Source organism: Acidihalobacter yilgarnensis, from assembly GCF_001753245.1.
Classification (GTDB): Bacteria; Pseudomonadota; Gammaproteobacteria; order DSM-5130; family Acidihalobacteraceae; genus Acidihalobacter; species Acidihalobacter yilgarnensis.
In genome coordinates this window covers 3,151,729-3,178,204 of record NZ_CP017415.1, presented here as the reverse complement: position 1 = coordinate 3,178,204, position 26,476 = coordinate 3,151,729, and the positions used below count along the sequence as shown (strand labels likewise).

Annotated in this window: 31 protein-coding genes and 1 riboswitch; of the genes, 22 read left to right on the top strand and 9 right to left on the bottom strand. The window is 59.0% G+C overall.

Translation table 11 applies throughout. The features are described from left to right. Positions 1-8 precede the first annotated feature (8 nt). From BI364_RS15345 to BI364_RS19270, 7 genes are all read right to left on the bottom strand, one after another. Complete coding sequence (locus tag BI364_RS15345; protein WP_070079482.1) at positions 9-791, bottom strand: N-acyl homoserine lactonase family protein; 783 nt, start codon at positions 789-791, stop codon at positions 9-11. Further along, positions 788-1,456 carry a cysteine hydrolase family protein gene (locus BI364_RS15340; protein WP_070079481.1) on the bottom strand — a complete coding sequence of 223 codons (669 nt, stop codon included), beginning with the start codon at positions 1,454-1,456 and terminating at the stop codon, positions 788-790. Before BI364_RS15340 ends, BI364_RS15345 begins: the two co-directional genes overlap by 4 nt. Next, positions 1,453-2,223, bottom strand: a complete 771-nt coding sequence (locus tag BI364_RS15335) for a creatininase (RefSeq protein ID WP_070079480.1) — start codon at positions 2,221-2,223, stop codon at positions 1,453-1,455. The genes BI364_RS15340 and BI364_RS15335 overlap by 4 nt, the downstream gene beginning before the upstream one ends. A gap of 23 nt (positions 2,224-2,246) precedes the next feature. Then, complete coding sequence (locus tag BI364_RS15330; protein WP_070079479.1) at positions 2,247-2,999, bottom strand: SDR family NAD(P)-dependent oxidoreductase; 753 nt, start codon at positions 2,997-2,999, stop codon at positions 2,247-2,249. 2 nt (positions 3,000-3,001) lie between these two features. Beyond that, a complete protein-coding gene (locus BI364_RS15325; RefSeq protein WP_070079478.1) occupies positions 3,002-4,033 on the bottom strand; it encodes a fatty acid desaturase family protein in 1,032 nt (343 codons plus the stop codon). 35 nt (positions 4,034-4,068) lie between these two features. Further along, positions 4,069-5,070, bottom strand: a complete 1,002-nt coding sequence (locus BI364_RS15320) for an ABC transporter substrate-binding protein (RefSeq protein WP_070079477.1) — start codon at positions 5,068-5,070, stop codon at positions 4,069-4,071. A 67-nt stretch (positions 5,071-5,137) separates the two neighbouring features. Next, a riboswitch (guanidine-I (ykkC/yxkD leader) is annotated at positions 5,138-5,236 on the bottom strand. 245 nt (positions 5,237-5,481) lie between these two features. Beyond that, complete coding sequence (locus BI364_RS19270; protein ID WP_407639362.1) at positions 5,482-5,673, bottom strand: hypothetical protein; 192 nt, start codon at positions 5,671-5,673, stop codon at positions 5,482-5,484. Here BI364_RS19270 and BI364_RS18805 point away from each other — a divergent pair. From BI364_RS18805 to BI364_RS15295, 6 genes are all read left to right on the top strand, one after another. Then, on the top strand, positions 5,599-5,769 hold the full coding sequence (locus BI364_RS18805) for a hypothetical protein (protein ID WP_233279535.1): 171 nt from the start codon (positions 5,599-5,601) through the stop codon (positions 5,767-5,769). The two genes, BI364_RS19270 and BI364_RS18805, sit on opposite strands and share 75 nt — an antisense overlap. A 458-nt stretch (positions 5,770-6,227) precedes the next feature. Then, positions 6,228-6,722, top strand: a complete 495-nt coding sequence (gene ureE, locus BI364_RS15315) for an urease accessory protein UreE (protein ID WP_233279534.1) — start codon at positions 6,228-6,230, stop codon at positions 6,720-6,722. Then, positions 6,670-7,398 carry an urease accessory protein UreF gene (locus tag BI364_RS15310; protein ID WP_322111766.1) on the top strand — a complete coding sequence of 243 codons (729 nt, stop codon included), beginning with the start codon at positions 6,670-6,672 and terminating at the stop codon, positions 7,396-7,398. Before ureE ends, BI364_RS15310 begins: the two co-directional genes overlap by 53 nt. An 18-nt stretch (positions 7,399-7,416) precedes the next feature. Further along, a complete protein-coding gene (gene ureG, locus BI364_RS15305) occupies positions 7,417-8,031 on the top strand; it encodes an urease accessory protein UreG (protein WP_070079476.1) in 615 nt (204 codons plus the stop codon). A gap of 43 nt (positions 8,032-8,074) precedes the next feature. Further along, on the top strand, positions 8,075-8,455 hold the full coding sequence (locus tag BI364_RS15300; protein ID WP_083251565.1) for a SirB2 family protein: 381 nt from the start codon (positions 8,075-8,077) through the stop codon (positions 8,453-8,455). 8 nt (positions 8,456-8,463) lie between these two features. After that, on the top strand, positions 8,464-9,195 hold the full coding sequence (locus BI364_RS15295; protein ID WP_070079474.1) for a hemerythrin domain-containing protein: 732 nt from the start codon (positions 8,464-8,466) through the stop codon (positions 9,193-9,195). A 15-nt stretch (positions 9,196-9,210) separates the two neighbouring features. Here BI364_RS15295 and BI364_RS15290 read toward each other — a convergent pair whose 3' ends face one another. Next, on the bottom strand, positions 9,211-9,657 hold the full coding sequence (locus BI364_RS15290; RefSeq protein ID WP_233279533.1) for a group II truncated hemoglobin: 447 nt from the start codon (positions 9,655-9,657) through the stop codon (positions 9,211-9,213). Between the two features lie 62 nt (positions 9,658-9,719). Between BI364_RS15290 and typA the strand changes: the two genes are divergently transcribed. The 13 genes from typA (at position 9,720) to BI364_RS18075 (ending at position 22,783) form a co-directional block, all read left to right on the top strand. Then, the gene (gene typA, locus BI364_RS15285; protein ID WP_070079473.1) at positions 9,720-11,537 is read left to right on the top strand and encodes a translational GTPase TypA; all 1,818 of its coding nucleotides are present in this window, start codon (positions 9,720-9,722) and stop codon (positions 11,535-11,537) included. A 54-nt stretch (positions 11,538-11,591) separates the two neighbouring features. Then, positions 11,592-12,788: a GGDEF domain-containing response regulator gene (locus BI364_RS15280; protein ID WP_070079472.1), complete on the top strand. Its 1,197-nt coding sequence runs from the start codon at positions 11,592-11,594 to the stop codon at positions 12,786-12,788. A gap of 309 nt (positions 12,789-13,097) precedes the next feature. After that, positions 13,098-13,529, top strand: coding sequence for a hypothetical protein (locus tag BI364_RS15275; RefSeq protein WP_070079471.1), 432 nt, complete (start codon positions 13,098-13,100; stop codon positions 13,527-13,529). 247 nt (positions 13,530-13,776) lie between these two features. Continuing rightward, a complete protein-coding gene (locus BI364_RS15270; RefSeq protein ID WP_207644993.1) occupies positions 13,777-15,114 on the top strand; it encodes a hypothetical protein in 1,338 nt (445 codons plus the stop codon). A gap of 107 nt (positions 15,115-15,221) precedes the next feature. Continuing rightward, positions 15,222-15,794, top strand: coding sequence for a hypothetical protein (locus BI364_RS15265; RefSeq protein ID WP_070079469.1), 573 nt, complete (start codon positions 15,222-15,224; stop codon positions 15,792-15,794). Between the two features lie 78 nt (positions 15,795-15,872). Beyond that, positions 15,873-16,628, top strand: a complete 756-nt coding sequence (locus tag BI364_RS15260; RefSeq protein ID WP_070079468.1) for a cytochrome c oxidase subunit II — start codon at positions 15,873-15,875, stop codon at positions 16,626-16,628. Positions 16,629-16,673: 45 nt separating this feature from the next. Next, the gene (locus BI364_RS15255) at positions 16,674-18,548 is read left to right on the top strand and encodes a cytochrome c oxidase subunit I (RefSeq protein WP_083251452.1); all 1,875 of its coding nucleotides are present in this window, start codon (positions 16,674-16,676) and stop codon (positions 18,546-18,548) included. Positions 18,549-18,600: 52 nt separating this feature from the next. Continuing rightward, entirely contained in the window at positions 18,601-19,170 is a 570-nt protein-coding gene (locus BI364_RS15250; RefSeq protein WP_070079467.1) for a hypothetical protein, read from the top strand. Between the two features lie 19 nt (positions 19,171-19,189). Next, entirely contained in the window at positions 19,190-19,408 is a 219-nt protein-coding gene (locus BI364_RS15245; protein WP_156782794.1) for a phosphatidylserine decarboxylase, read from the top strand. Between the two features lie 85 nt (positions 19,409-19,493). Continuing rightward, positions 19,494-20,588, top strand: coding sequence for a COX15/CtaA family protein (locus tag BI364_RS15240; protein WP_197495740.1), 1,095 nt, complete (start codon positions 19,494-19,496; stop codon positions 20,586-20,588). A 45-nt stretch (positions 20,589-20,633) separates the two neighbouring features. Continuing rightward, on the top strand, positions 20,634-21,614 hold the full coding sequence (locus BI364_RS15235) for a heme o synthase (RefSeq protein WP_407639325.1): 981 nt from the start codon (positions 20,634-20,636) through the stop codon (positions 21,612-21,614). Between the two features lie 314 nt (positions 21,615-21,928). Then, entirely contained in the window at positions 21,929-22,492 is a 564-nt protein-coding gene (locus BI364_RS15230; RefSeq protein ID WP_070079465.1) for a plastocyanin/azurin family copper-binding protein, read from the top strand. A gap of 132 nt (positions 22,493-22,624) precedes the next feature. Beyond that, on the top strand, positions 22,625-22,783 hold the full coding sequence (locus BI364_RS18075; RefSeq protein ID WP_156782793.1) for a hypothetical protein: 159 nt from the start codon (positions 22,625-22,627) through the stop codon (positions 22,781-22,783). A gap of 327 nt (positions 22,784-23,110) precedes the next feature. On the opposite strand, the gene BI364_RS15225 is transcribed toward BI364_RS18075, so the two are convergent. After that, positions 23,111-23,638 carry a TlpA family protein disulfide reductase gene (locus BI364_RS15225; protein ID WP_070079464.1) on the bottom strand — a complete coding sequence of 176 codons (528 nt, stop codon included), beginning with the start codon at positions 23,636-23,638 and terminating at the stop codon, positions 23,111-23,113. 186 nt (positions 23,639-23,824) lie between these two features. Here BI364_RS15225 and BI364_RS15220 point away from each other — a divergent pair, with 186 nt between their 5' ends. The 3 genes from BI364_RS15220 to petA all read left to right on the top strand — a co-directional run bounded on the left by BI364_RS15220 (position 23,825) and on the right by petA (position 26,427). Then, complete coding sequence (locus BI364_RS15220) at positions 23,825-24,532, top strand: SCO family protein (RefSeq protein WP_156782792.1); 708 nt, start codon at positions 23,825-23,827, stop codon at positions 24,530-24,532. Then, the gene (locus BI364_RS15215; RefSeq protein WP_083251451.1) at positions 24,529-25,350 is read left to right on the top strand and encodes an SCO family protein; all 822 of its coding nucleotides are present in this window, start codon (positions 24,529-24,531) and stop codon (positions 25,348-25,350) included. The genes BI364_RS15220 and BI364_RS15215 overlap by 4 nt, the downstream gene beginning before the upstream one ends. Positions 25,351-25,815: 465 nt before the next feature. Then, positions 25,816-26,427, top strand: a complete 612-nt coding sequence (petA, locus tag BI364_RS15210; RefSeq protein WP_070079461.1) for a ubiquinol-cytochrome c reductase iron-sulfur subunit — start codon at positions 25,816-25,818, stop codon at positions 26,425-26,427. Positions 26,428-26,476 lie beyond the last annotated feature (49 nt).

Sequence of the window (26,476 nt, the reverse complement as noted above, 5' to 3'; positions counted from 1 at the left end):
TGCCGGATTTATTCATAAAACGCGGGAAATGGCTTGCGGCTGCGCCAGAAGGCCATGTCGTGATTGGGCCATAGTACGGCACCGGTTTCACGTGCCGTGCGTTTGAGCTTACGGATGCTCGCCAACGCCATATCCTCGCGCTCCTGCCAGCACAGGCCAGGGGCGATTTCCTGTTCCAGATTTTCGGTCAGGTCCGCTGCATCGCCGGCAAGGATGATCGGCGCGCCCTTGGGTAGTTCGACGTAGAGTGACATGTGTCCTGCGGTGTGGCCGGGACTCTCGATCGCGCGAACACCGGGGACCAGCTCGTATTCACCTTCCGCGTAGCGCCAGCGGTAGTCACCGGCGAAATCGTCCTGAAAATAGGCCTCATCGGCTTGTGCACGCGCGGCCTCCCATTCACGCCGGTGTACGTGAATCTCCGCACCGCAGACCTCGCACAGGCCACCGGCGTGGTCGAAGTGCAGGTGCCCGACGAACACGAGGTCGATGTCCTCGGGGGCCAGGCCGAGGCGGGCGAGGCGATTGGGTAGACGATCCTCCTCGCGCATCACCGGTGGGCCGAAGGGGAAGGCAGCGTCGTCGTAGTGCCGCGCGCGTAGGGCCGGCTCGCTGAGCTTGGCGTAATCGCAGCCGACGTCGTAAAGAATGCGGCCCTGCGCGGTCTCGATGAGATAGGCGAGAATCGGTGCCTCGATGAATTCTCCGTGTCCTCGATGACGCGTGGACAGGGTTTTTTCATAGCGGTGGATGCCGGTGAGCAGGGGGATGAGGCGGGTGGCCTGAGTCATGCGGTTTCTCCCGGTGAGGGCATCTGCCAGATGCGTAGCAGGGCGTCGGTGTCGATTACGGTGCCGAAGATACCGCCCTCGCCGCCGATCATGGCAAGCGCGGCGGCATGCAGCGTGGGGTCGGTCGCGGCGCAGGCGTCGGCGACCGTGGTGCAACGGTAGCCCCGATCTACGGCCGCGCGTAGCGTGGAATGCACGCAGACGTCCATGGTGACGCCGGTGAGAATGAGATGACGGATACCGGCGTCATCCAGCAACCGTGCGAGCCCGGTCGCGTGGAAGGCATCGTAGCCGGGCTTGTCGACCACCGCCTCGCCCGTCAGCGGTGCGAGTGCGTCGATAATGCCGTGACCGTATTCGCCGCGGATCAGCAGTCGGCCGAGTGGACCAGGACTGCCGATCGGTGCACCCGCCATCGCGCAGCGCTCGCGTTTGGCGGCTGTCAGATCGGCAAGATCGGGGCGATGGCCCTCTCGTGTGTATACCCGGGTCAGCCCCTGTCTGCGTGCCGCTGCCAGTAGCCGTGCAATATTCTGGATCGGCTGACGTAGGCGTGCGATGTCCAGGCCGACGTGCGCGGCGTAACCCTCGGGTTCGCAGAAGTCGCGCTGCATGTCGATCACCAGCAGGGCGGTGCCGTGCAGCGGTGCGGGGGGTGCCGTCATGGCGGGTCAAAGGCCACACGTACGGCGTCGGCAAGGCCGCTACAAACCACTTCGGCCAGATGCTCGCCCTTGGCAGCCGTTGCACCTCGGGCAGACGAAAGTACGCCCGAGGCCGGTACACGTTCGGTTTCTGGCGGATAGAGGTCGTAGGGCGGGAAGTTCGCCGCGTCGTCGTCGGGGATGAGGTCCGGTCGGACCAGCTCGGGATGGAAGTGGAGCATCAGCGAGGTTTCGATCACCGCGGCGTGCTCCAGGGCGAAGCCGGGGAAGCCATCGGGGGAGACCTCGCGGAGCACGTCTTCCGTACAGAAGTCCCAGTATTCGGTGCGCAGCACGCGCAGGCCGCAGTCATGTCCAAGGTCGCGCAGGGCGAGGTCGATGCCTTCGATCAGGAACCATTGGTTTTCGTAGTGACCGTCGATCAGCGCGAGTTTGCGCACGCCGTGCCGCGCGAACTCGCGGATCACGTCGCGCGCGAGCTGGCTCAAATGGTCACCGTCAAGGCTGGTGGTGCCGGGGAAGTGTTGGCCGCCGCCGCAGCGCGGCTGGGACTTGTAGCCGTAAGAAAGTGCTGGCGCGACGATGCCGCCGGTGCGTCGTGCGGCTTCGCAGGCCACGGCGGTCGACAGTAGTGCGTCGACACCCAGCGGGAGGTGTGGGCCGTGCTGTTCGAGCGAGCCGCAGGGTAGGAACACGACCGGTTCCGCGGCGTCGATCCGGCGGCGGTATTCCACCCAGCTCATGCGTTCCATGCGGACTTCGGTCATGCGTGTCTCCTGGTGGGACGGGCTCAGGTCATCAAGGCGCCGCCATTGGGGCCGAGGGTTTGACCGCAGTAAAAAGCTGCGTGCGTCGAGGCGAGAAAGACGGCCGTAGTGGCGATTTCCTCGGGGCGTCCCAGTCGTCCCATGGGAATGTCGACCTCGTGGGCGATGACGGCTGGGCTCATCAGCGCGGGGTCAAGCATTTCGGTAGCCACCGGTCCGGGGGCGATGGCGTTGATGCGGATTGCCGGCGCGAATTCGCGCGCCAGCGAGCGGGTCAGGGCGATCACGCCGGCCTTGGCGCTGGTGTAGGCGGTATAACCTGCGCGTCCGAGGTAACCCAGCTCGGACGCGATGTTGATGATGCAACCGTGTCCGCGCGCGACCATCGCGGGTAGTACGGCCTGGCAGCATAGGAATACACCCTTGAGATCGGTATTGATCACGCGATCCCATTCGTCTTCGCGCATATCGAGAAACGGGCGTTCGAGCACGATGCCGGCATTGTTGATCAGCATGTCGATGCCGTCGAGCGCGGCTGTGGCGGCGTCGATCATGGCATCGATCTGTCTCCGGTCGGTGACGTCTGCCTTGCAAGCGATCGCGCGGACCCCGCGCTCGCGCAGGTAGGCGACGACCGCTTCAGCCTCCCTACGCCGACCGAGGTGATTGACGGCGACCCGTGCGCCGGCCTCGCCGAAGGCCAGCGCAGTGGCGCGGCCGATACCGCTGGCAGCGCCGGTGACCAGTACGGTCTTGCCACTCAGATCGATCTGCATACTCAGACCGCCGTGAGAAAGGAAACGCCGACGGCGCCGATGAATCCGTCGGCCCGTCCCGGCCCCTCAGTGACTTCCCCATAGCCATCACCGAGCAGGCGCGCGAGGCGGTTGCGGTGATAACTGCGCATCAATTCGCGCATGGGCAATACCTGAGGGTTGTGTTCGCCGTAAAGCTCGCGATGCAGCATCGGCAAACGGAACCAGGGCACGCTGGCGCGGGCATGATGTGCGTTGTGGTAGACGAAGTTCAGTGTCAGCAGGTTGAGCCAGGGATGGTGTACCGATACCAGATTGGAGTATGTGTTGCGGTATTCGTATTCGCGGTCGCGCGGGGGCATGTCTGGCGGCTTGCCGCTGGCGAGCAGCGGGTAGGCTTCGTAGGTGTGCTGGAAGGCGTCGGCGAAGCGCAATACCGTGAGAAACAGCAGATAGGCGATGGCGTAGAGCCACAGCGCCCGAGGAGCGTATCCGCCAAGGGCTGCGAACAACGTAAGGCGTATCGCCAGGATGGTGAGTACGCGACCGCGTCTGGTGCGCTGTTCGGGCGAGATGAAGGGCATGGCGACGACGAAGCCGTGCATGATCAGCTCCACCGCGGGTATGTGTAGCCATTCAAGGGCAAACACGATGCGGCGCAAGGGTGTCGGCAGACGCAACAGGAAGGCACGGTAGTCGAAGGTAATAACGTCGGCGCGGTCGGCGTGGTGGCGCAGGTGCTTGCGCCGCAGGTTGTCGAAGGGCGCGTAGCAGGCGCCCGTGATCCAGGTCATCATGGTGCCGAAACGGTCGTTCATCGTACGTTGGCGGAAGATCGTCAGGTGCGCGAATTCGTGGATGAAATAGGCGGCGATCACCAGCGTATGTGCCGTCAGTAGGATGCCGATGGCGTTGAGCGCGGGGTTGTGTCGGGTGAGCAGCCACACGCCGAAGGCATAGCCGAGGGTTGCGTAGGCGAGGGCCGCCCAGGTCACCGCTGTGCCTCCGGGCTCGCGCGGCGCGAAGGCCGCAAACCTCGGTGTCAATGAAGTCATGAGGATGCCTCCCTTGCATGGCTGCACATTGCCGATTAGTGGCCAGCAGCGATGGCGTCGACGAAGTACGGATAAAGCGTCTCGTGGAGATCGGGCATTTTCTTGATGGACCCGTTGGCCATCAAAATACCGCCGATCACTTGGCCACTGGTGTAGAAGGAGTCGATTTTCTTCGAGCGTTTGAAATTCTCCCAAGCCTGCTTGGGTGTCGGGTTATGGATGCCATCGAGCTGACCCGGTACCTCGTCCGCTTTGATGCCCATGGCTTCGGCGATGTAGGCGGCAGCTTGTTTCGGGTGGGATTTCATGTAGGCAAGGCCGTCGTAGTAACCCTCGACGATGCCTTTGACTTCGGCCTTGTGGCTGACGATGTAGCGATGTTTGAACACCAGGACGTCGGTGATCAAGCCGGGTGCCTCGCGGCTGGAAAAGAGGACGTGGAAACGCTTGCCGCCGTCGGCCTTGATGATCGAGGAGACGCTGGGTTGGTACGTGACGCCGATCTTGACGTTGCCACCAATCAGCGCGGCGGGGACGGCGCCGGGGTCCATGTTGACCGAGTGCACATCCTTGAGGCTCATGCCGTTTTTCTGCAGTGCGTAGGCGAGCAGAAAGGCCGAGGGCGACATGGCGTTGTAGGCGATCGCCTTGCCCTTGATCTGTGAAATCCGGGTGATGTCATCGGTGGAGACTATGGCGTCGGCGCCGCTGGAGTAGTCGATGGGTAGCGCGACCTGCAGATCCCAGCCCTTGGTTGCGCCCGGCAACACCTGATCGTAGGTGAGGGTGGCGCCGTCGATCGCACCGCCCTCAACGGCGGCAGGCATGGTGGCGTTGTCCGAAAAATTGGTGAATTTGACCTTTACGCCGTGTTTCTCGAAGGCGTGAATATGCTCGGCGACATAGAGTGGTGCGTAGCCGATCCAGACCACGGTACCGATGCTGATCGTGGGCATCGCGCTGGCGACGTTCGCGCCCAGCGTGGCGCCGGTGAATAGAAGGCTGACGATGAGTTTGATCGTAAATTTCCGGTTCATGCCCGTTCTCCTGAGTATTGGCGCAGCCAAAAAACAAAAAGCCCGGGGAGGAATACAACCGTATTCGCTCTCCCGGGCTTTTATCCCGCCGTGTAGCTCCGCAGCCGGAGCCGGTGACTCTCGGTCCAGACCCCAGTTTTCGGGCGGAACCCTAGTCGCCTTTAAATCCGTGTTTTCAGATAAAAATTCGTGTGTCGATTCCCGGTGTTTCGATTTTGGGTGATTGAGCACAATTGGTGCCAGAAGTTGATTGGCCCCGAATTTTTTCAACTTATCCTTTTTATTTCATGTGGATAGGTTGTGTCCGCGAGGTTGGTGACAACGTCGTTATGACGCGGAGAGTGCCTCGCTGCGGGGCGTATGTTCGGTGAGGCGCCTCGCCCCGGTGCATCCCGCGACCCGGCTTCACCCTCAGGAGGCGTCGTAACCTCCGCCACCGGGAGTCTCGACAATCAACAGGTTGCCAGCCATGGTTTCGCGCTGGCTGTAGGCGTCTAGATCTTCCTCGCGACCGTTGGCGCGGATCAGATGATTGATGCCGGTGATGCCGGTGATGCCGGTGATGCCGGTGATGCCGGGTTGACATGGTGCGCCGCCTGCCAGCCCAAAGGGCTCGGTATTGCGGCGGTTGGAGAGCAGGCGCAGGCGGCGTACGACTCGACTGATCTTGACGTTGCCGGCGGCGACCGCAGCGGGTGACGCGGGCGCGAGCAGGGAGCAGGGAGCAGGGAGCTGTGCGGCACGATGAGGTGAATCGATTTGCGGCCGCCGTCATTGAATGGAATATCTTGTTCGATCAGGGTGCGCAGCTAATGCAGAGTATGGCGGCGCTGGCGGCGGTCATGGGGTGTTGAAGTTGTACTCGCGCGGCGACGAGTTGCTGGTGAATCGGCAGTCGTCTCACCCCGTGAATGGTCGATGGAGACGGCTACGGCGATGTGCGCGCCGGCCTTCTGGCAGGCGTTTGTGCAGCGCGCGCACGGCGGCTTCCGCGTTGTCTTGGATATGTCGCCTTATAGCCCGAGGACTTTGGCGGGGACTTGTTGGCCGGCCGGGGACAGGCGTGGCGTGCACAGAGCGCACCACCACGGGGAAGCCGTACACATTCGTGCGAGCCTCCGATAAGCTGTCACGCCCGGTGTCCTATGGAGTGCGCGATGTCTGCGGAACTGATCCGAATCGAGTCCATGGCCGCGGCCGGTGCCGTGCCGGATGCCAGCCTGACACTGCCCTTCGAGCTGCGTCAGCGTAGCCGTTTACGTGCCCGGCTTGACGATGGCGAGGAGGTCGGCCTGTTTTTGCCGCGCGGGCGGGTACTGCGCCACGGTGACTGTCTGCGCACGGCCGATGGCCGCGTGATCGAGGTGCGCGCCTCGCCGGAGACGGTGTCCACCGTGCATGCGAGCGATGCCCTGGATCTACTACGCGCGGCGTATCATCTTGGCAATCGTCATGTGCCGCTCCAGATCGCGACCGACTGGCTGCGGTATGCGCACGATTACGTTCTTGACGACATGGTGCGCGGACTGGGACTCGTGGTGAATGTCGAACAGTCCCCCTTCGAACCGGAGGCGGGAGCCTACGGGGGCGGACCTGCGCATGGTCATGACCATGATCATGCGCATGCCCACGATCAAGCGCATGAACGCTGAAGGCATGGGCGATCTTGCCCTGCTGCGGTTGATGCAACTGGTGAGTCCGGCGCTGCCAGTCGGTGCCTACGCCTATTCGCAAGGCCTGGAGGCTGCCGTAGAGGCGGGCTGGGTGCATGATGAGGCGACTGCTGCCCAGTGGATCGATGGCGTGCTCGCGCATGGCATGGCCCATGCCGACCTGCCCCTGTTGGCCCGGCTTCAGGCTGCTTGGGCGGCGGGCGACGTCGCGTCGGTATCCCGCTGGACGGATGTGTTGTATGCCTTGCGCGAAACTGCCGAGCTGCGCGAGGAAGACTGTCAGCTCGGCGGCGCGTTGGCGCACGTGCTCGTCGGGCTTGGCGTTTCCGAGGCCGATGAATGGCTGAAACGCCGCCCGGTCGCCTTTGCGACGCTGTTTGCGTTGGCAGCATCGCATTGGCGGATTCCGGCGCGTCAGGCGGTGTTAGGCTATGCGTGGACTTGGGCTGAAAATCAGGTCGCGGCGGCAATTAAACTGGTGCCGTTGGGGCAATCTGCCGGCCAGCGAATGTTGAGCGGTGTGATCGTGGGCCTGTCGGGCCACATAGACCTTGCCCTGTCCCTGCCCGACGAAGCGCTGGGTCGCTCGGCCCCTGGTTACGCGCTCGCCAGTACGGCACATGCGCGTCAATATTCACGTCTGTTCCGGTCATGAATTGGTGAGGACATTGGAGTGAAAACGGATTCGGCGGTATTGCGTGTGGGTATCGGCGGCCCGGTCGGCTCGGGCAAGACGGCACTGGTCGAAGCCTTGTGCAAGCACCTGCGCGACCGCTACGAACTGGCGGTGGTCACCAACGATATTTATACCCGCGAGGATGCCGAATTTCTCATCCGTCACGACGCCTTGCCGGTCGAGCGCATCGTCGGCGTGGAGACGGGCGGGTGCCCGCATACGGCCATTCGTGAGGATGCTTCGATGAATCTTGCCGCCGTGCGTGATCTGGTCGGACGCATCGCGGGGCTTGATGTGGTATTTGTTGAGAGCGGTGGCGACAATCTCAGTGCGACCTTCAGCCCCGAACTTTCGGACCTGACGATCTATGTGATTGACGTATCCGCCGGCGACAAGATTCCGCGCAAGGGCGGGCCCGGTATCACCAAATCTGACCTGCTGGTGATCAACAAGATCGATCTCGCACCGCACGTCGGGGCTTCGCTGGAGGTAATGGATCGCGACGCGCGTCGGATGCGTGGCGAGCGCCCATTCGTATTCACCAATATCCGGGCCGGTGAGGGCGTGGCAGCGATCGCCGATTTCATCGAGACGCGTGGCATGTTGGCTTGAGCCATTGATGCGCGTGCAGACTTCATGGGAGGAGAGCGTGACCGTGGACTGGTTGTTGAAGGTACACCTCACTAGCGCGATGCTGTCGCTGACGGGTTTCATCGCGCGCGGCGTGTGGATGATCCGCAGCTCGCCGAAACTGCGTGCGCCCCTGACGCGCGTGCTACCACACGTGATTGATACCGTGTTGCTGCTCAGCGGTTTGTGGCTGGCATTCCGCCTGCGTCTGTCGCCGTTGCAGCATGCTTGGTTTGCGGCCAAGTTGAGCGGTGTGTTGGCTTACATCGGCCTGGGTGCGGTAGCGCTGCGTTATGGGCGGACGCGTACCGTCCGCACGATGGCTTGGTGCGGTGCGTTGGGGGTATTCATATATATATTGAGCGTGGCGCTGACTCATCGGCCCATGCCCTTCCTACCTGGATAGGAGGCAGCATGAACATGCAACTGATCGACCTCGCCGCGCGCGGTGGGCAGACCGAACATCATTATCTGCTGGGGCAGCTGCGCGGTCTCGCCCGTGGCGACGCGGCGGTCGTGGTGACCTACGACGACCCGCGTATTTTGCTCGATGCCCTGACATTGGAACTGCGTAACGGCATTTACTGGGACGTTACCGAGGCCGGCCCACCGGCGTGGCGCGTGCGGGTCCGACGCCGCGAAGACGTGGCCGCGAGCGATCTCGTAGATTTGTTGACCCGCGATCACGTGCGTGTAGATCATCTGTTCGCGACGGCGTTACACCGCAGCAATGCAGGAGATATGGCTGCCGCATTGCCGAGTTTCCGGGTGTTTGCAGCCTGTCTTAGGCGCCACGTGGAGACAGAAAACGAGATCGTGGTGCCCGCGCTGTCGCTGCCACGCTCGCCGCGTGGCGACGATCCGACGTCCATCATGCTGCATGAACATGAAGCGATTATCGAGCACACGGTCATGATCGAGGAGATGCTCGATGAAGGCCTGGACGATGCCGGTATGCTCGCCCCCTTTTTCGCCATCATTTCCGGGCAACTGGCCAAGCACGAGTGGCGAGAAGAGACCAATTTGTTCCCGCACTGGATGCGGGCGCTGCGTCATGAGCCTGCGATTGCCGACGAACTGTTCCCGCGGGCGCAGGCGCTGGTGACCGCGGGCGACGAGGCGGCGGCCTCGGTCGGCATTGCCTGAGTACTGGATTCGCGATCAGTCGGATTGGTTGCGCATATGGTCGGCGGTGCGCATTAGCGCTTCTCGCAGCGAAATAACGAGCGCGTGCTCCAGTCCCTGTTCGGCGAGTGCGCGGTCCATGCACAGCATCCACTGATCGCGTTCGCGGCGGCCGATGGCGAAGGGCAGATGGCGCCGCCGCAACATGGGATGGCCGTATTCCTCGACGTAGAGCGGCGGGCCGCCGAGCCAGCCTGACAGGAACTTGAACAACTTTTCCTCCGAATCGGCAAGTCTCTGTGGGTGCAGCCCACGGATCTCTTGCGCCTCCGGCAGCGTGTCCATCAGGGTGTAGAAACGATTCACCAGCCGGCGCAGGGCAGCCTCGCCACCCAGGCGCTCGTAGGGAGATGCGATAGGGAGATTGGATTGGGACATGACGGCGAATTTGGCTTGTGCGGATCGAAAGTTGAGGATTTGCATGCGCCGCGCAAGGTTTCCAGATACAATTGCGGGCCCTTGGATAACCGTACCATACAAGCACTATGACCCGCTCTATTCGTAATATCGCGATCATCGCTCACGTCGACCACGGCAAGACCACCCTGGTGGACAAGCTGTTGCGGCAGTCCGGCACATTCGACGCCCGTGCGGAGCTCGTGGAGCGGATCATGGACTCCAACGACCTGGAAAAAGAGCGAGGGATCACCATCCTCGCCAAGAATACCGCCATCGATTGGCAGGGATATCACATCAACATCGTCGATACACCCGGCCACGCCGATTTCGGCGGCGAAGTCGAGCGCGTGATGTCGATGGTCGATTCCGTATTGCTGTTGGTCGACGCCGTGGATGGGCCGATGCCGCAGACGCGTTTCGTGACTCAGAAGGCGCTGGCGCAGGGCCTGCGCCCGATCGTGGTGATCAATAAGGTCGATCGGCCTGGCGCCCGCCCGGACTGGGTGGTCGACCAGACCTTCGATTTGTTCGATCGTCTCGGCGCGACCGACGAGCAACTCGACTTCCCGGTCCTCTTCGCTTCGGCGCTGCATGGTTATGCGGGCATGAGTGCGGATGTGCGCGAGGGCAATATGGACCCGCTGTTCCAGGCGATTGTCGAGCATGTACAGCCGCCCGAGGTCGACCCGGAAGGACCGCTGCAGCTGCAGGTTAGCTCGTTGGACTACAACAGCTACGTCGGCGTGATCGGTATTGCGCGGATTGCGCGCGGTCGCATCAAGACCAACACCACGGTGGTGGTGGTGGATCGCGAAGGTAATCGGCGCAATGGCCGCGTGTTGCAGGTACTCGGTTTTCATGGACTTGAGCGCGTCGAGGTGCCCGAGGCCGAGGCCGGCGACATTATCGCCTTCACCGGGCTCGATCCGCTCAATATTTCGGATACCTTGTGTGCGCCTGGCCATGCCGAGGCGTTGCCGCCGTTGACCGTGGACGAGCCCACGGTAAGCATGACCTTCCAGGTGAATACCTCACCGTTCGCTGGCCGCGATGGCAAGTACGTGACCAGCCGCCAGATCCGTGAGCGTTTGACGCGCGAGCTCGTACATAACGTCGCGCTACGCGTTGAGGAAGCGGATGATCCGGATAAATTCAAGGTTTCCGGGCGTGGCGAGTTGCATCTATCCGTGCTCATCGAAAATATGCGTCGAGAGGGCTACGAAGTCGGCGTTTCGCGCCCAGAGGTCATCGTGCGCGAGGTTGATGGTGTCCGCGAAGAGCCTTATGAGCAATTGACCGTCGACGTCGAGGATGATCACCAGGGCACCGTGATGCAGAAACTCGGTGAGCGTGGTGGCGATCTCAAGAATATGGTCCCAGACGGTCAGGGACGTGTACGCCTCGACTACCTGATTCCAGCGCGTGGCTTGATCGGTTTCCGTACCGAATTTCTGACCGCAACTCAGGGTACGGGTCTGCTATATAACGTGTTCGATCATTACGCACCGATCAAGCGCGGTGAGTTCGGTCAGCGTATCAATGGCGTATTGATCGCCAATGGTGCGGGTAAGGCACTCGGTTACGCACTGTTCAGCCTGCAGGAGCGTGGACGCTTGTTTATCGGTCCCGGCGAAGAAGTCTATGAAGGTATGATCGTGGGTATCCATTCCCGCGAGAACGATCTCGTGGTAAACCCGCTCAAGGCCAAGCAGCTGACGAACATCCGCGCCGCAGGTACCGACGAGAACATCCTGTTGACACCGCCTATCCGCATGACGCTGGAGCAGGCACTGGAATTCATCGACGACGACGAGTTGGTCGAAGTGACGCCGCATCATATTCGCATGCGCAAGAAGTTCCTGTTGGAACACGAGCGCAAGCGGTCGGCACGGGCGACGGCCTGATCGTAGTCTGATCCGGCCTCCCCGTAATCCCCACAAGGTTTGCGGGAGGTATGCATGTCGCAAGCAGTACCGTTGAGGCGCCCCACGGCCGGCGTCCCCGATGACGTGGCATTGCAGCGGCCACGTATCCTGATCGTCGACGACTCTCCGACGATGTGCTTGGCGATGAGCCGCCTGCTGGCCGGCGATTTCGAGGTGGTCGAGGCCAACGATGGCGATGCTGCCTGGGATATCATCAGCAGCGACGCGAGTATTCAGGTGGTGTTCACCGACCTGATGATGCCGGCGATGAACGGTTTTCAGCTGCTGCGTTTGATTCGCGAATCGGTTCACCCCCGCATCAATCAGCTGCCGGTGATTATCATCACCGGGCATACGGATGATGAGCGCATGCAGCGCCGCGCGATGCACCTGGGCGCGACCGACTTCATTACCAAGCCCTTCGATTCCCTCCAGCTACGCGCCCGCGCGCGTTCGTATGCGCACCTCGATCAAACGACACGCAAACTCCAGCGTGCGACGAAGGCGCTTGAGCTCGAATCGACCATCGACACCCTGACGGGCTTGGCCAATCGTCAATATCTGATGAAGCACGGGCCTGAGCTGCTGTCATTCGCGATCCGCCATGCGACACCGATATCGTTGCTGCGCATTAATATTGACCGATTCAATGTGCTCGAACAGAAAAAAGGCGAGGGCGTTGCCGAGAAGGTAATGGTCAATATCGCACGTATCATTGCTTCCTGTGTGCGAAGCGAGGACACGGTCGCCCGTATCGGTCGCGCGGATTTTGCGGTGCTGATGTTGGGTGCAGGCGTGGCATCGGCGCGAGCGACAGCCGAAAAAATCCACCAGATCATGCGTAAGACCGGCTATAGAAGCGGACAAACCCGGTTCCGCATGACAGTCAGTGAAGGGTTGGTCGCCCCCGCGCTGACGGAATCCTTGCGATTCGAGGAGGTGCTGAAAGTCGCGGAATCGCGTCTACAGCGAGGCATGCGGGAAGGTGGCGACCAACTGATCTTCGAGCAGGAGTCCGATTCGGGGCCCATGATGCTCCCGCAAGAGGAGTCGCTAACACTCGATGAGGCCTTGGTGCTGGTGCGTGCGGGTGAAACCGCGAAGGTCGGTGTTCAGCTCAAGCGGCTCATGATCAGGCTTTACCCTTTGCTGGTGTTCGGCAATCGTCAATTAGACCTCGGGCTGGACGATGGCCTGTCGCGCATGCGCGAACGTCTGAAATCATATTGATAACAATAACTTATCAACAAGCGGCGCACACGGCTCGTACCGTAGGTGTGCCGATGTCGCGTATCTATATGAGAATTATATAATATTCATATATCAGAGAATAATATGAACTGATAGGTCTTATCATAAACTTTGATTTTGATCGGCAAGATTATTGGGATATAAAAGCCACCACGGTAAACAGGCAACATTACAAACACGTTGTCTGGAGCGAAAGGGTTCCAGGCAGTCGATAACCAAAGTCAGGAGAGACGCAAGGACGCGACCGAGGCAGTAAAGCCATTCGGCGTTTCTTTAGCATAAAAACCCATGATTACAGGTTTCGATCAATACAGGTGGCTGAGACTCGGTGGGGCGGTTTTCATCGTCTTGCTGTTTTTCGTGCTTGTGAAGCCTGCCTTGGCGTCCTTGGCCGCGATCGCCCAGAATGGCGCGCCACCTTCCGCTCACGTACATGCAAACGCGCTGCGCCGTGATCGCGTGACATCTCATGGAGAACATACGCGCGCCAGTGCGGTTGACCGCGCGGTCATGGAAGATAACCGTGCGTTGTTCGAGTTCACTGAGCCCAAGAGTCCCTATAGTGTCGTGAGTTTTGGTTTCCTCTGCTTTGCTTTGTTGATTCTGCTGGCTGCGTCGTTGAGCGCGCTCATGGGTCGCCGCCTTCGCGATCCGATAGAAAGCGACTTAGGCAGCAAGCATTCACCGCTTTACCTGGCGACCCTCCGCCTCCGTATTTAGTACCCCTTCTCATGACGCGTAGCTGGCACCTTAAGAGATGCCAGTCGACCGCGTCTGTCTGTAGTTCAGATATCCCGTTCCAAGCCCGAATTTTTTGATTCAAAAGCTGTGCAAATCGGTTGGGCGTATCCGTCGTATCGAGACGGAGTGTCGAAGAAACCGAATGCCTGAGGTGTGTGTTTCGAATCGGTGGTCCGTCGCCGGTGATTGCTTGATCGTGTGACCTTGTTCAATTTGGGAGGAGAGTATGAATCGAATGAAATTTTCAGCTGGCAAGCTTGCCACGGCGCTGGTCGTTGGCGGTGCCGCGATGGTGGGTGCGCAGGAAGCGCATGCCGTTCCATCGTTTGCAAGGCAGCTGGGCGTGTCCTGCGCGGCCTGTCATACGGTCGAACCGCAGCTGACCTCGTTTGGCCGTCAGTTCAAGTCGCTGGCCTACACCTTCAACTCCGGTAGCGGCAACACCATCGGATACGAGCAGGACAATCAGAAGCGCCTTGCGATCGACAAGATTCCGCCGATCGCCTTGATGTTGATCGCGGATCAGAGCTGGCAGAACAAGGGCGCATCGACCCCGAATCCGTCGGCCGATTTCCCCGGTCAGTACAGCCTGTTCTACGCCGGCCGTGCAGGCACCGATCTGGGCGTGTTCTCGCAGTTGACGTGGGATCCGACGACCAATTCCGTCGGCATCGACAATACCGACGTGCGTTACGCCAAGGAATCGCAGGTGGGTGGCGGCAACCTCGTCTGGGGTCTGGACGCCAACAACGCGCCGGGTGTGGGCGATTTGTGGCAGGACACCCCGATCTGGGGCTTCCCGTTCTACTCGCCTGTGCAGGGTACGGGCGGCGCAGCCGACGGCACCTTGTTGGGTAATGTCGTGTTGCAGCAGACCTCGGCCGGCGCCGGTGGTTATGTTTGGTACAACAACACCTGGTATGCACAGGTCATGTTCTATCGTGGCATGAACCCGGGCAGCACGGTCAATACGTTGCAGGGCACGCTGGCCAACACCGCGCCTTACTGGCGTTTGGCCTATTCGCACGAAGGCGGCGTGAATTCGTGGGAAGTCGGCACCTTCGGTATCGATGCGAAGGCCTATCAGAGTGGTGCGACGGGTGGCCCGGAAGTCGGCTATCTTGATACCGCAGTCGATGGCCAGTACGAGCATGTAGCTACGAACTACAGCTATACGATTCGTGCTTCCTACATTCACGAGAAGCTGACCGTCCCCACGGTTTCGGGCAATCCGACTGTGAACCAGTATCAGGTCAACGGCCAGTACTACTGGCACCGCAAGTATGGCGTGGTCGGTCAGTACTTCGGTACCAGCGGCACCAAGAGCGACAAGCTCTGGGGTGGCCCGACCAACACCGGCGCTACCACGCCGCTGCTGACCAGCGACGTCGCCAGCACCACCGGCAGCCCGGACACCGCCGGCGAGATCCTGCAGCTCAACTATCTGCCCTGGATCAACACCAAGTTCGGTATGCAGTACGTGGCGTTCAACAAGTTCGATGGCGCTGCCAAGAACGCGTCGGACAACAACACGTTCTCGGTGTTTATGTGGATCATGATGTGATCTAAACAACCGCCCCGGCGCAGAGTGGCCTGCGCCGGGGCGGTTTCTGTCGGAACCCAAGACCTTCCAAAATTTTAGACAACCAGCGCTCATTGGAGAGATTGATAATGGCTCAGTCAAGCACACCCGGGGTCGCACCAAAGGGGGGTGGTCAGGTGCTCGTCGCGCTGATCATCTTCGTGATTTTATTTGTAGCAGGATGGTATTGGACCAGGACGACACAGCCGACGTCGGGCGGCAATATGTTGGCCGATGGGTATCATCATTACACGATTGACGAGCATGATTTTTACTATGAACCGGGCCATTTGACATGGCATGTCGGTGAAAAGGTAGAAGTGACATTGGTCAATAAAAATCATGCGAAACCCGGTCAGAACCATCAATGGAACATGGGTCGCGGTTTGGCATCGGATGCGACGGGTTTCGTGGAACACCGCGAACCGACAGGTTGGAAGACCAATTTCTTTGCGGGCGTGACCATCAACACCAAGTCTGGTGTGGAAAAAATCCAAAAAGATTTTTCGGTCAGCCTGACGCCGGGACAACATTTCACCTTCAAGTTCATCGTGCCGAACAAGCCCGGCAAGTGGACGTATGGCTGTTTCCTCCAGAACGGTCAGCATTTTCTGGATGGCATGAAGGGTGTGGTCGACGTAGTGCCGGCTAGCGGCAACTAAATGCGCTCCGTGCACGAAACAAACACATATTGAGTGCGGGCATGACCCCGAATTTGCCTTGATTGAGGTATTCAGCGCATGAAAAGAAATCTTTGGAGAGACTTCATCAACGTCGTCATTATCTGGGCGATATTGATACCGATCGCGCAGACCTTTGTATTCTGGTCTGTCGATCATTTATGGCCGGCAGTGGCGAGTCTGCAGGGAGAGATCACCAAGGACGCGATCACCTTTATTTACCACGTGACGGTGGTGGTGTTCATTCTGGTGACCGTGCCCTTCGTGTATGCCGCGATCGTGCATCGGGTGCCGCTGGACGACAAGCAGAGTGCACAGATTCACCGCCACGCGTTCGGCCCGTTCACGCTGGCCTGGTTGGGGATTTCGATCATGATCAACACGGTCGTGTTCGTGTATCCGGGCATGGTTGGTCTGGAGCAGCTGTGGAATATCGCAGCCGACGCCAAGGACCCGCTGGTCGTCGACGTGACCGGTCAGCAGTGGCAGTGGTCGTTCAGCTATCCCAAGCAGGGCGTGATGAACTCGCGCGTTCTGGAGGTGCCGGTTGATCAGCCGATCAAGTTCATCGTCAAGACCGATGACGTCATGCACTCCTTCTGGGTGCCCATCTGGGGAATCAAGCAGGCACTGGTGCCTGGCGAAACCCGCTCGATCGTGATCACGCCGACCGAGGAAGTCACCACCGATCAGAACCCGCTGGCTCGCGTGCAGTGCAGCTGGGACTGCGGACTGGGCCACGCGCAGATGCGCGCCGTGGTGAAGGTGGTGTCGGACAAGGAATTCAAGGCATGGGTTGCCAACCAGAGCTTCTAAGCATCGTCCCTCCGAACGACTCAGTTATGACAAGAGGTAAATGAAATGTCATCGGTAATTTCATCAAGTCAGAATAGGGCCGGCAGCCCGCGAGGGATCACCTTCGCAGACTGGTGGCCGCTAGCCCGCGGAGTGCTGTGGGCCGGCATCGGCTATATGATCGGCACGCTGATCGTGGCCTTAATCGAGCATGGTTCGCTGGCTTCGCCGCGCGAACTGACGGCGGGCTACATTTTTGGCCTGATCGGCTGGTTCATGGGCATTGGCGTGTGGGAAGGCTGGGTCAAGCCCTCCTTCGGCGGCGAGGAGACCTGGATCAACAAGGGCGTGGGGCGTTACTTCCGCTTCGGCACCGAGGCCAAGGCCACCGCGACCCGCTACACGATCTTCGCGATCGCGACCTTCTTCATCGCCGGCATGCTGGCGATGGCCATCCGTATCGACCTGCTGTCGCCGCATGGCATGTTCTTCGCGAACAAGCAGCAATACAACGAGGCCTTCAGTATCCACGGCACGTTGATGCTGCTCGCGGTAGCGGCCTTGGCGATCCTTGGCGGTATCGGCAACTATATATTGCCGCCGATGATCGGCGCGCGTCAGGTGGTGTATCCGAAGCTGATGGGTATCAGCTCGTGGTTCGTGCCGCCGGCGGTGGTTGCGGTTGCGATGAGCCCGATGGTGGGCGGTTACGAGAGCGGCTGGATGGGTTTCCCGCCGCTGGCGCAGCTCGGCGGCACCGGCATCATTTTCTACTTCATGGGTGGTGCTACTCTGCTGCTCTCCTCTTGGGCCGGTTCCATCAACTTCGTTGCAACCTTGGTGTTCATGCGCGCCAGAGGCATGACCCTGTCTCGGGTGCCGATGTTCGTTTGGGGCATTGCCTCAGCCGCCGTGCTGCTGATTATTTTCGTGCCCTATACGGCAAGCGCCTTCCTGTTCAACCTGTTCGACATGATCGTGGGGACGAAATTCTTCGCGCTCAAGGGTGGCATCACGCTGGCCTACCAGGATATGTTCTGGTGGCTGTTCCATCCCGAGGTCTACGTGTTCGTGCTGCCTGCATGGGCCCTGTGGCTTGAAATGATCGTGGTGTTCACGCGTCGCAGCCTGTTCGGCCGCGGTTGGGCGATCGCAGGTTTTGTCGGTATCGTGGCGATTTCCGGCGCGGTGGGCGTGCATCACTTCTTCACCCAGGTCAGCGACGTGCGCTTGCCCATCATCATGGGCGTGACCGAGATGGTGTCCGTGCCGACGGGCTTCTTCTATCTGGCGGCGATCGGCACCCTCTGGGGCGGTCGTATTCGAATGACCTCGCCGATGTTGCTCGTGCTGATGTCGATGGTGAACTTCCTGATCGGCGGTTTGACGGGCGTGTTCAACTCTGACGTTCCGGCGAACTTCCAGATCCACAACACCTTCTTCGTCATCGGGCATTTCCATTACACGATTCTGGGCGGGATGTTGTTCACCTGGATCGCCGCGCTGTATTACTACTTCCCGAAGGTTACGGGGCGCATGGTGAACGAGTTCTGGGCGAAGTTTCACGCTTGGTGGTTCTTCACCTTCTTCAATCTCACCTTCTTCGCGATGTTCATCGTGGGTCTCGACGGCATGAATCGCCGTGTCGCGACCTATCTGCCGTACCTGCAGTCGCTGAACGAGTGGATCTCGATCAATGCGTTCCTGCTCGGCGCGGGCTTCCTGATTCCGTTGGTGAACCTGGTCTACAGCTACTACCGTGGCCCGATCGCCAGCGACAATCCCTGGGGTTCCAAGACCCTGGATTGGCAGATGCCGACGCCGCCGCCTTACGAGAACTTCCCGTTCGGCAAGGACCCCGTGGTGGTGGGCGATTTCTACAACTACGAGGAAAACGCACCGGATCCGGTGATCTGGGTGGAGACCAAGCAGGGCGCCTAAGGCGCCTTGCTGGTCCGCGACACGACCAAATACCTGTTGAGGAAATAAGGCAATGGAACTAGACGAAGCAAAGGCCTACGTGAACGGGATTCTCGATCCTGCCCCAGCGCGCGCCAAGCGTGGCGCGTTCGGGCTGATCCTGTTGTCGTCGACGATCTTTTTCATCCCGCTGTTTGCCGCGCGCTTTTTGTGGGCCTACGCGGACAAGCCCGCGGGCATCAACTACGTCTTTTGGACGGTACTCACCCTGATCATGATCGCAAGCCTGTTCCCGACCTCGGGTGCGGTCAAGGCGGCCTACCAGGGCGAAAATAGTGGCATCGCGCGCAATCTTTCGATCGCACTGCTGATGATCACGCTCGTGGCCATCGGGATCATTTATCAATGGTTCACCGGCACGATCCCGATCGATAGCCGTTACGGTGAGAACCTGTACACCGACACGGTCGCTTTTGTGATCATGATGTCCCTCGCGCACTTTGCCTTCATGGCTTACGTGTCGGCGAGCTCGAAGGGCAAGATCCGCGCCGCACAGGCCTGGAAAATCCATAACGCGGTGGATTTCTGGCGCCTGCTGGTCGTCATGTGGGTCCTGTTCTATGTGATTTATTTCATTATCTGATCGCGTGGAGGTCAACGAGATGGCTATCCCAGCACATTCGCATGCATTACCGCATATGCATATTCCGGCATTGCATTTCATCATCCCTCACACCGTTGGTTTACCGGCGTGGTGGTGGACGGGAACATTCATGCTGGTCCCCTGGACGTGTTTTACCGTATTCCTGCTTTGGTTTTACCGGAATGCGCGTAAGGAAGAAGAACTGCGTATTCAGAAGATTGAAGAAGTATTGAGTTAAGGCGTTAATACCTGACGCCGGTAATGCCGGCGTCAGGTCCGCCTGAGGTATTAGGGATTTAACCCAAGGGATTTTGGAGTTCACGATGGAACAGCGGCGCCATGAAATGATGAACGACCCGATGCGCTGGACGCGCCGGCTCGCCGTCGTGGCCTTGTTGCTGACTTTCGTGATGATTGTTCTCGGCTCGTATGTGCGTCTCTCGAAGGCCGGTTTGAGCTGCCCGAGTTGGCCACTGTGCTATGGGCACGTCACGCCACCAGGTGTGCCGCAGGCAAGCGATATCGCGCATGCCACGACGGCAGTCGGTGATACGGCCGCACGAGAATGGAAGGAAATGATCCACCGTTATGTCGCGGGTACACTCGGCATGACCATATTCGCTTTGTTACTGGTCTCAATCCGTAATCGCAAGCAGATGGGGCAACCTGTAAAACTGACCGCTTTTATCTCGTTGTGGGTCATCGTGCAGGCGTTGCTCGGCATGGTTACAGTAACCCTGTTGCTCGACCCGCTGATTGTTACCGGCCACCTGATTGGAGGGATGGTGATGCTGGGAACCCTGTTATGGCTGGTATTCAGAAGCAGCCGCCTGATGAGACTTGGGCCGACGGAACTGGGCCGGGTGGCACTGATGGGTGGGTTGAGGCTGTGGGCCGGTCTGGCACTACTGGTGGTATGCACGCAGATATTTCTCGGTGCATGGACCAGTACGAATTATGCCGCGTGGGCGTGCTATGGCTTTCCAACCTGTAATGGTCATTGGTGGCCGGAGGGCATGGATTTCGACAAGGCGTTCGTATTCTGGCATCGCTTGGGTATCGATTATCAGGGCGGTGTATTGGGTGGCGGCGCACGTGTGGCCATTCAGGTGGTGCACCGTATCGGTGCGATGGTCACCACGCTGGTCGTCGGCGGGCTGGGTTTATACCTAGTGCTGACCACGAAGGTCGGTAAGCTACGGATTCTGGGCGTTTGTTTGCTTGCCAGTCTGGCGTTGCAACTCGCATTGGGTATTTCCATGGTGAGTTTCGGTCTGCCGTTTTATATCGAATGGGCGCATACGCCAGGCGCGGCGCTGCTACTGTCTGCGGTTATTTCGGTGAATTTTTTGCTGTGGTCGACGGGATATGCCTATGTGCATGGCCGCGTTGGATCGGTGGTCTACGGCCAAGTATGAGCGTTGCCGATCCTATAACAACAGTACATCTCGAGGAGAGTTGATATGCGTCAAGATGAGGAGCGTAGCCTGGCCGGGGAACCCGAGCTGCCCGTCGTGAGTGTGGCGACGAACGGGATGGCCGGTTTGAGTTGGGCCTACGTTTGGCGTCAGATGCAGGCCTACTACGCCTTAACCAAGCCGCGTGTAGTGGCCTTGATCCTGTTTACCGCGATTGTCGGCATGTTGTTGGCAACGCCGGGCATCATCCCGATCGGTACCTTGCTCTTTGGCACCATTGGTATTGGACTGGGCTCGGCTTCCGCCGCTGCGGTCAATCATGTGATCGATCAACACATGGACGCCAAGATGTCACGTACCGCCTGGCGCCCGATTGCCACCGGAGGCCTCGGCACCTTCCAAGGGCTGGGTTTCGCGGCGTTATTGGCTGCGCTTTCGATGATTGTGTTGGTTGAGTGGGTCAACGTCGAAACGGCGGTGTTGACGCTGTCGGCGATGATCGGATACGCCATCATCTATACCGGCTTCCTCAAGCGCCGTACCCCGCAGAACATCGTTTGGGGCGGAGCGGCCGGCGCGGTACCGCCGGTATTGGGCTGGTGCGCCGTGACCGGACATGTGACTTATGAGTCGATTGTGCTTTTCTCGATTATTTTTTTCTGGACGCCGCCACATTTCTGGGCGTTGGCGTTGCATTACAAGGATGACTACGCGAAGGCAAAAATTCCCATGCTACCGGTGACACATGGCGAGGAGCACACGCGCACGCAGATCCTGATTTATACCGTGATTCTGGTGCTCGTGACCCTGCTGCCCTTCATTATGGGTACTGCGGGCTGGCTTTATCTCACCGGTGCGGTGGTGTTCAATCTGGGCTTCCTGGGATATGCCGTTAAGCTGAAGTTCAGGCGGAAGGCGAATACTGCAATCAGGATGTTCACGTTCTCGATCGTTTATCTGATGGGGATTTTTAGCGCCTTACTGATCGACCACTACATCACCATCCTGCGTAGTGTGCTGTCGTGAAGCGTGTGAACCGGAGGTGACCGGAGTTAGTCATGCCAAGGAACCAACAGCGTGAGCGAGATTCGGTTGGCGGCAGGCAAATACTGCTGATCAGTGCAATATGGGCCGTGGCTGTGCTCGGGGGCTGTATTTTTTTATCGAGTACATCTTTTGGCATTAGATTAGAAAAACATGAGATCGAGAGTGGGTGCGTTATTTTGAGGAAAGGTATGTCATGCCCAAATTGGCGGTAAGCACGTCATCAGGTGCTCGCGATGGGGTTGTGACGATGGCTGTGCAGCGATAGATGCACAATTTTGTCTGAGGAGGAAAGTATGAAGAAGGATAAGTTCGTGAAAAACCGCATCGTCAAGATGATTGCCGGCGTCGCTGGCGTGAGTGCGTTGCTGGCCGTGGGTATTGCCCAAGCCGGCGTGACGACCGTCGGCAAGCCTGGTGTCGTCAAGCTGATGAAGGCGGACACCGGTAAGGTGAGTGGCAAGAACGAAGTGACCTACTCTGGAGCCACCCCACATACAGTGATTGAGCAGGTGTTGCCCGGCTTCCCATTCCCTTCGTTCGAGGCGGATAAGCAAACCAACCCAACACTGGTTTACGATGCTGGAGTCAAGAAGGTCACGATCACCGTGATCAACACCAACGGTGGTGCCGAGCACAGCTTCATGATCACCAAGAAGGGTCCTCCGTTCTCGGCGATGCCTAACCCGAGTTCGCTGCATGCGATGGCAGAAGTGCCGGAGCTGCCTGCGGCCAGCGGTGGCCAGTTCAACACCGATACCGTTGAATGGACGCCGCCAGGCGCAGGAACGTACTACTATCTGTGCAAGACGCCGGGTCATGCCTCGACCGGCATGTTTGGCAAGATCATCGTTAAGTAAGAAACGCTCGCCGGACGTAATGTCCATCGAGTGAGACTCATTGGCCGCGGGCCTTGGCCCGCGGCACTTTGTCTGGCCGCATCGTATGGTCGATTCGAGCCGGGCGACAACACAGCGTGTGGAGTGAGTGCCATGACACCATTGGATATCGCCGGACTGATTGTGGGCGCGGGCATTATTGTGGTCGTGAAGTTGATGGTGACCGGCGTCAGCATGGTCGCAACCTGGGTGCAGCGCACCGAGGATATGATGCGAGTTAAGCAGGAAAAGATTTTCGCAGCCCGTAAGTAGTCGAACCGATCTCGCGATCGCGGCTCAAGCAGAGGCCGCGCATGGTTCGCGAACGCATTGCCTGCCACTGCCCGCATACGCGGGCGGTGGTGTTCTCGTCGAGTATGAGTGACCACGATCTGCTTGGCACGCATCTCGAATCAAGGCGAAGTTGCAATGATGGCCACTAAATTGGCTGGCTTCGGCTAGATTCGTTGGCTCCACCCCTCGGGTAGTGTCCCCGACGTTGATGCTCTGCTTCTAGAACGGTTATGGGCTGCGGTCAATGTCTTGATGTAGTGGCGCCGGGATTATGATGCTCCACCCAGGGTTTTCGGGTATTTAGGCCTACTCGGCATTGTGACCGAGTCTGGCAAGATATTGCTTAAGCGTGGATGAGGTGAGTTCGCCACGGTGGATCGCGACGATATTCCCGGCTGCGTTGTAGAAAATCGTGGTGGGATAGCCAAGCACCCCGAAGAATTTGCTCAGGCGCGTGTTCGTATCCAGTAATATGTGCGCTGGCGTAAGCCCGATTTTTTCGGCGTAAGCCTTGACGTTGGCGCGTGAATCGCCCTGTTCCGCGAAATAAAATTGCATATTCGGATATTGGTGGCTGGCCTTCATGAGCAGCGGGAGCTCTGCCCGGCACGGTGGACACCAAGTTGCCCAAAGATTGATGATCAGCGGTTTTCCGTTGAGCTTGCCCAACATTACGGTATGGCCTGCGAGCGATTCGAGGCTGAGTGCCGGCAGGGCACCGGGTGCTGGATGATCGGCGTCATAACGCCAAAGAAAGCCGCCGAGAATGAGTAGCACAATGGCTGGAATCAGAATTTTGCGATAACGGTTGTGGCGCGGTGAGGCGGCGGGCATGCGGTAGGCTCCGTGCGTGTGCGATAGGACCGGCCGCGTGGTGTGTGACGGCTCGGCAAGTGGTAGTCAGGCAGGCGATTCGACATCGCCCCCAATTCAGGGAGTAGGAGGTTACGTGATGGGCCTGGAGCAGTTCAAGCGCTACAAAACGCCGGTAACGGGCCTGGTATTGGGGGGGTGATCGGTTTGTTGGTAGCCATTGCGCTAGGCGGTGTTCTGCCTTGGCGTCCGCCACCGACGAAACCCGATGTTGCGGCGGCGGGTGATCCGCCACGGATGATGTTCAAGGCGCCGGTATTTAATGGATTCGTGAATCAGCAGGGCCGTGCGGTTTCTTCCGACGCCTATGCGGGAAAGGTCCTGGTGGTTACGTTCATGTATCCGTATTGCACCCGCGTTTGCCCATCGCTGGCTTCCCGCATGGTCAATCTCGAAACCTTGTTGCGCCAGCGCGGACTGCAAAATCGAGTACAGCTGCTGAGCTTCAATGTCGACCCGGAAGGGAGTGGGCCCGCGGAAATGAGCCGCTTCATGCAGCAGTATGGTGCTGATCCAGCCGATGGCCTTTGGCAGTTTTTAACGGCGCCAGTCGCAGTGACCGAGCGCGTAGTGCAACAAGGCTTTCACGCCAACTACGAAAAAATAGCCGTGGATGCGGTTGATCAGGTTTTTGCGGCGCAGCGTCAAAATGGTAGCTACCGTTACATGCCGGTCATGGCGAATCCTTTGGCGGATGCCGCGCATCCTGCTTACGACATCATTCACAATAGCTCGGCGATCATCGTCGGACCGAAGGGCGTCGTACGTTATGTCTTGGGTCAGGCCGATACCGTATCCGTGGCGGCCATGATGAATGACATCATCCGCGTGTTGCAGGCGAACAAGGGCGCATGACAATGCAAAACGAGGACTTCAACCAACGTTCATATTTCTGGTTCAGCATCTCGATCGGAATTTTCGTCGGCCTGGTATTCGGCTTCGCCATATCGAGCTTTGTCAGCACGGTGCGGCTGCATGACGCGACGCGCTACACCGAATCGAAATCGATGAACGAGATGATGAAATCGCAGGTCGAGCGCGGGCGATTCGGTAAGGCGCCGCGCTTCAGCGATTTGATCAACCAGAACGGGCAGAAAGTGTCGTCAGATCAGTTCGACGGGAAGGTGCAAGTCGTCAGTTTCATCGCGCCCTACGGCGTGGATAGCAGCCCGGTGATCGTCAGCCATCTGATGAATCTCTACGAAGAACTCAAGCAAAGCCATTTGTTGGGCAGCAAAGTCGTGTTCGTCTCCTATAACCTCGATCCTGAGCATGCGGGAACGGCGGTGATGTCTCATTTCATGAAGGCGATTGCCGGGCTCGAACCCGCCGATGCGGATAACTGGGCATTTTTGACGGGTAGCGAGTCGAGCATCGGTGGGATCGTGGCGGGTCGTTACGCCGTGCACTATCGCCCGCTCGATACGGCCGCATATCAGGCATATGCAACGCGGATGAAGCAGCAAGGTTTGTTTGACTACGCGCCGGCAGTCAATCCACTGACGCAAAATGCGCCAGCACACAAACGTATCGTCGGGCACGATGAATTGGTATTGGTCGCACCCAACGGCGATATACACGTCAAAATCAGACAAGCGAGTGCTTATCCGAATGATCGGATACTCCACGATATTGCCGCAATGCTGAAGTTGCCGGGCATGGGTAAGCCCTGATTGAATGGCGGCGTCAGCCGCTATGATCTGCATGGCACGTGTTAGCGCTGGCGCTAACACGTGCGTGTGAAGCGCGTTTAATAAGCGCGTTTAATTAAGATCCCTTCGAGTCTCGATCCCCTTCTGAATCCTAAAGCGATAGCACCTGACGGAAACGCGGTGCCAGATGGGCGTGCGCGTCATGCTCGGTCCTGTGATGACCATCAGGGCCCTCATCGCTGACCCATTGTGAAATGAATCACTTCAGCGGTGGCTCGTTTCGCTCCACTTTTCGTGCGTATTGGATTGAGATTATTGCCTGCGGCGTCATATGTGCGCCTAAGTTTATATCTATTAAATGATTGTTTTATATAGTTTTTATTTAAGTTTATTCGGTTTCATGTGTTGAATTTATGCTCGGATAAGAAATTTGGCACGAAACCCGCAATGGTAGTCCTGCCCAAGGCTGACATTCAGAGGACAGAGATGACCGTACGCAAAGAAAAGCAGGAGGAACGCCGGGAGTTTCTCAGTTCCAGCGTAAAGCTCGCCGGTGCAGCCACCGTGGGTGCGCTGGGTGTGCCCATGCTGGATGGCCTGAATCCAAGTGCGGCCGTCGAGGCCGCTTCTAGTGTCGAGATCGACGTAACCAAGGTGCCGCCTGGTGGACAGGTAACCGTACCCTGGCAGGGTAAGGCGGTCATGGTGATGAATCGTACACCGGCGATGTTGGCGACCCTTGAAAAGGTGCAGGCGCAGGGAATTTTGAAGGACCCCGATCTCAAGGTGCCGCAGCAACCGCCCTACGCGAAGAACATCTACCGCGCGCGTATGGAACAGAAAAACATGCTCGTGCTGGTGCGTATCTGCACGCACATGTGCTGCATTCCCCTCTACAAACCTAAACCGAATTCGGTCCGACCCGGTTGGTTGGGCGGTTTCCACTGCCCGTGCCATGGGTCCATGTATGACCTCTCGGCGCGCGTCATCGTGACCTCGCCAGCGCCGCGCAATATGGCTATTCCGGAATACCACTATGAAAACGGCGGCAAGAAGGTGGTGGTGACCAAAATGTGGCCCAAGGCGAAGCTGTGCTGAAGCACGCGACTACTACGGCGCGTAAATCGGTGGCGGATCGTAAGGAGCG

Coding starts and splice junctions, on each gene's coding strand:
- BI364_RS18075 (WP_156782793.1), top strand. CDS start 22,625: ATGACACCATTGGATATCGCCGGACTGATTGTGGGCGCGGGCATTATT.
- BI364_RS15310 (WP_322111766.1), top strand. CDS start 6,670: ATGGTCATGACCATGATCATGCGCATGCCCACGATCAAGCGCATGAAC.
- BI364_RS15235 (WP_407639325.1), top strand. CDS start 20,634: ATGCGTCAAGATGAGGAGCGTAGCCTGGCCGGGGAACCCGAGCTGCCC.
- BI364_RS15275 (WP_070079471.1), top strand. CDS start 13,098: ATGATTACAGGTTTCGATCAATACAGGTGGCTGAGACTCGGTGGGGCG.
- BI364_RS15255 (WP_083251452.1), top strand. CDS start 16,674: ATGTCATCGGTAATTTCATCAAGTCAGAATAGGGCCGGCAGCCCGCGA.
- BI364_RS15225 (WP_070079464.1), bottom strand. CDS start 23,638: ATGCCCGCCGCCTCACCGCGCCACAACCGTTATCGCAAAATTCTGATT.
- BI364_RS15270 (WP_207644993.1), top strand. CDS start 13,777: ATGAATCGAATGAAATTTTCAGCTGGCAAGCTTGCCACGGCGCTGGTC.
- BI364_RS15340 (WP_070079481.1), bottom strand. CDS start 1,456: ATGACGGCACCCCCCGCACCGCTGCACGGCACCGCCCTGCTGGTGATC.
- BI364_RS15320 (WP_070079477.1), bottom strand. CDS start 5,070: ATGAACCGGAAATTTACGATCAAACTCATCGTCAGCCTTCTATTCACC.
- BI364_RS15260 (WP_070079468.1), top strand. CDS start 15,873: ATGAAAAGAAATCTTTGGAGAGACTTCATCAACGTCGTCATTATCTGG.
- BI364_RS15250 (WP_070079467.1), top strand. CDS start 18,601: ATGGAACTAGACGAAGCAAAGGCCTACGTGAACGGGATTCTCGATCCT.
- ureE (WP_233279534.1), top strand. CDS start 6,228: ATGTCTGCGGAACTGATCCGAATCGAGTCCATGGCCGCGGCCGGTGCC.
- BI364_RS15280 (WP_070079472.1), top strand. CDS start 11,592: ATGTCGCAAGCAGTACCGTTGAGGCGCCCCACGGCCGGCGTCCCCGAT.
- BI364_RS15345 (WP_070079482.1), bottom strand. CDS start 791: ATGACTCAGGCCACCCGCCTCATCCCCCTGCTCACCGGCATCCACCGC.
- BI364_RS15325 (WP_070079478.1), bottom strand. CDS start 4,033: ATGACTTCATTGACACCGAGGTTTGCGGCCTTCGCGCCGCGCGAGCCC.
- BI364_RS15215 (WP_083251451.1), top strand. CDS start 24,529: ATGACAATGCAAAACGAGGACTTCAACCAACGTTCATATTTCTGGTTC.
- BI364_RS18805 (WP_233279535.1), top strand. CDS start 5,599: ATGATTGATGCCGGTGATGCCGGTGATGCCGGTGATGCCGGTGATGCC.
- BI364_RS15240 (WP_197495740.1), top strand. CDS start 19,494: ATGGAACAGCGGCGCCATGAAATGATGAACGACCCGATGCGCTGGACG.
- BI364_RS15245 (WP_156782794.1), top strand. CDS start 19,190: ATGGCTATCCCAGCACATTCGCATGCATTACCGCATATGCATATTCCG.
- BI364_RS15330 (WP_070079479.1), bottom strand. CDS start 2,999: ATGCAGATCGATCTGAGTGGCAAGACCGTACTGGTCACCGGCGCTGCC.
- BI364_RS15335 (WP_070079480.1), bottom strand. CDS start 2,223: ATGACCGAAGTCCGCATGGAACGCATGAGCTGGGTGGAATACCGCCGC.
- BI364_RS15290 (WP_233279533.1), bottom strand. CDS start 9,657: ATGCAAATCCTCAACTTTCGATCCGCACAAGCCAAATTCGCCGTCATG.
- BI364_RS15265 (WP_070079469.1), top strand. CDS start 15,222: ATGGCTCAGTCAAGCACACCCGGGGTCGCACCAAAGGGGGGTGGTCAG.
- typA (WP_070079473.1), top strand. CDS start 9,720: ATGACCCGCTCTATTCGTAATATCGCGATCATCGCTCACGTCGACCAC.
- petA (WP_070079461.1), top strand. CDS start 25,816: ATGACCGTACGCAAAGAAAAGCAGGAGGAACGCCGGGAGTTTCTCAGT.
- BI364_RS15295 (WP_070079474.1), top strand. CDS start 8,464: ATGAACATGCAACTGATCGACCTCGCCGCGCGCGGTGGGCAGACCGAA.
- BI364_RS15230 (WP_070079465.1), top strand. CDS start 21,929: ATGAAGAAGGATAAGTTCGTGAAAAACCGCATCGTCAAGATGATTGCC.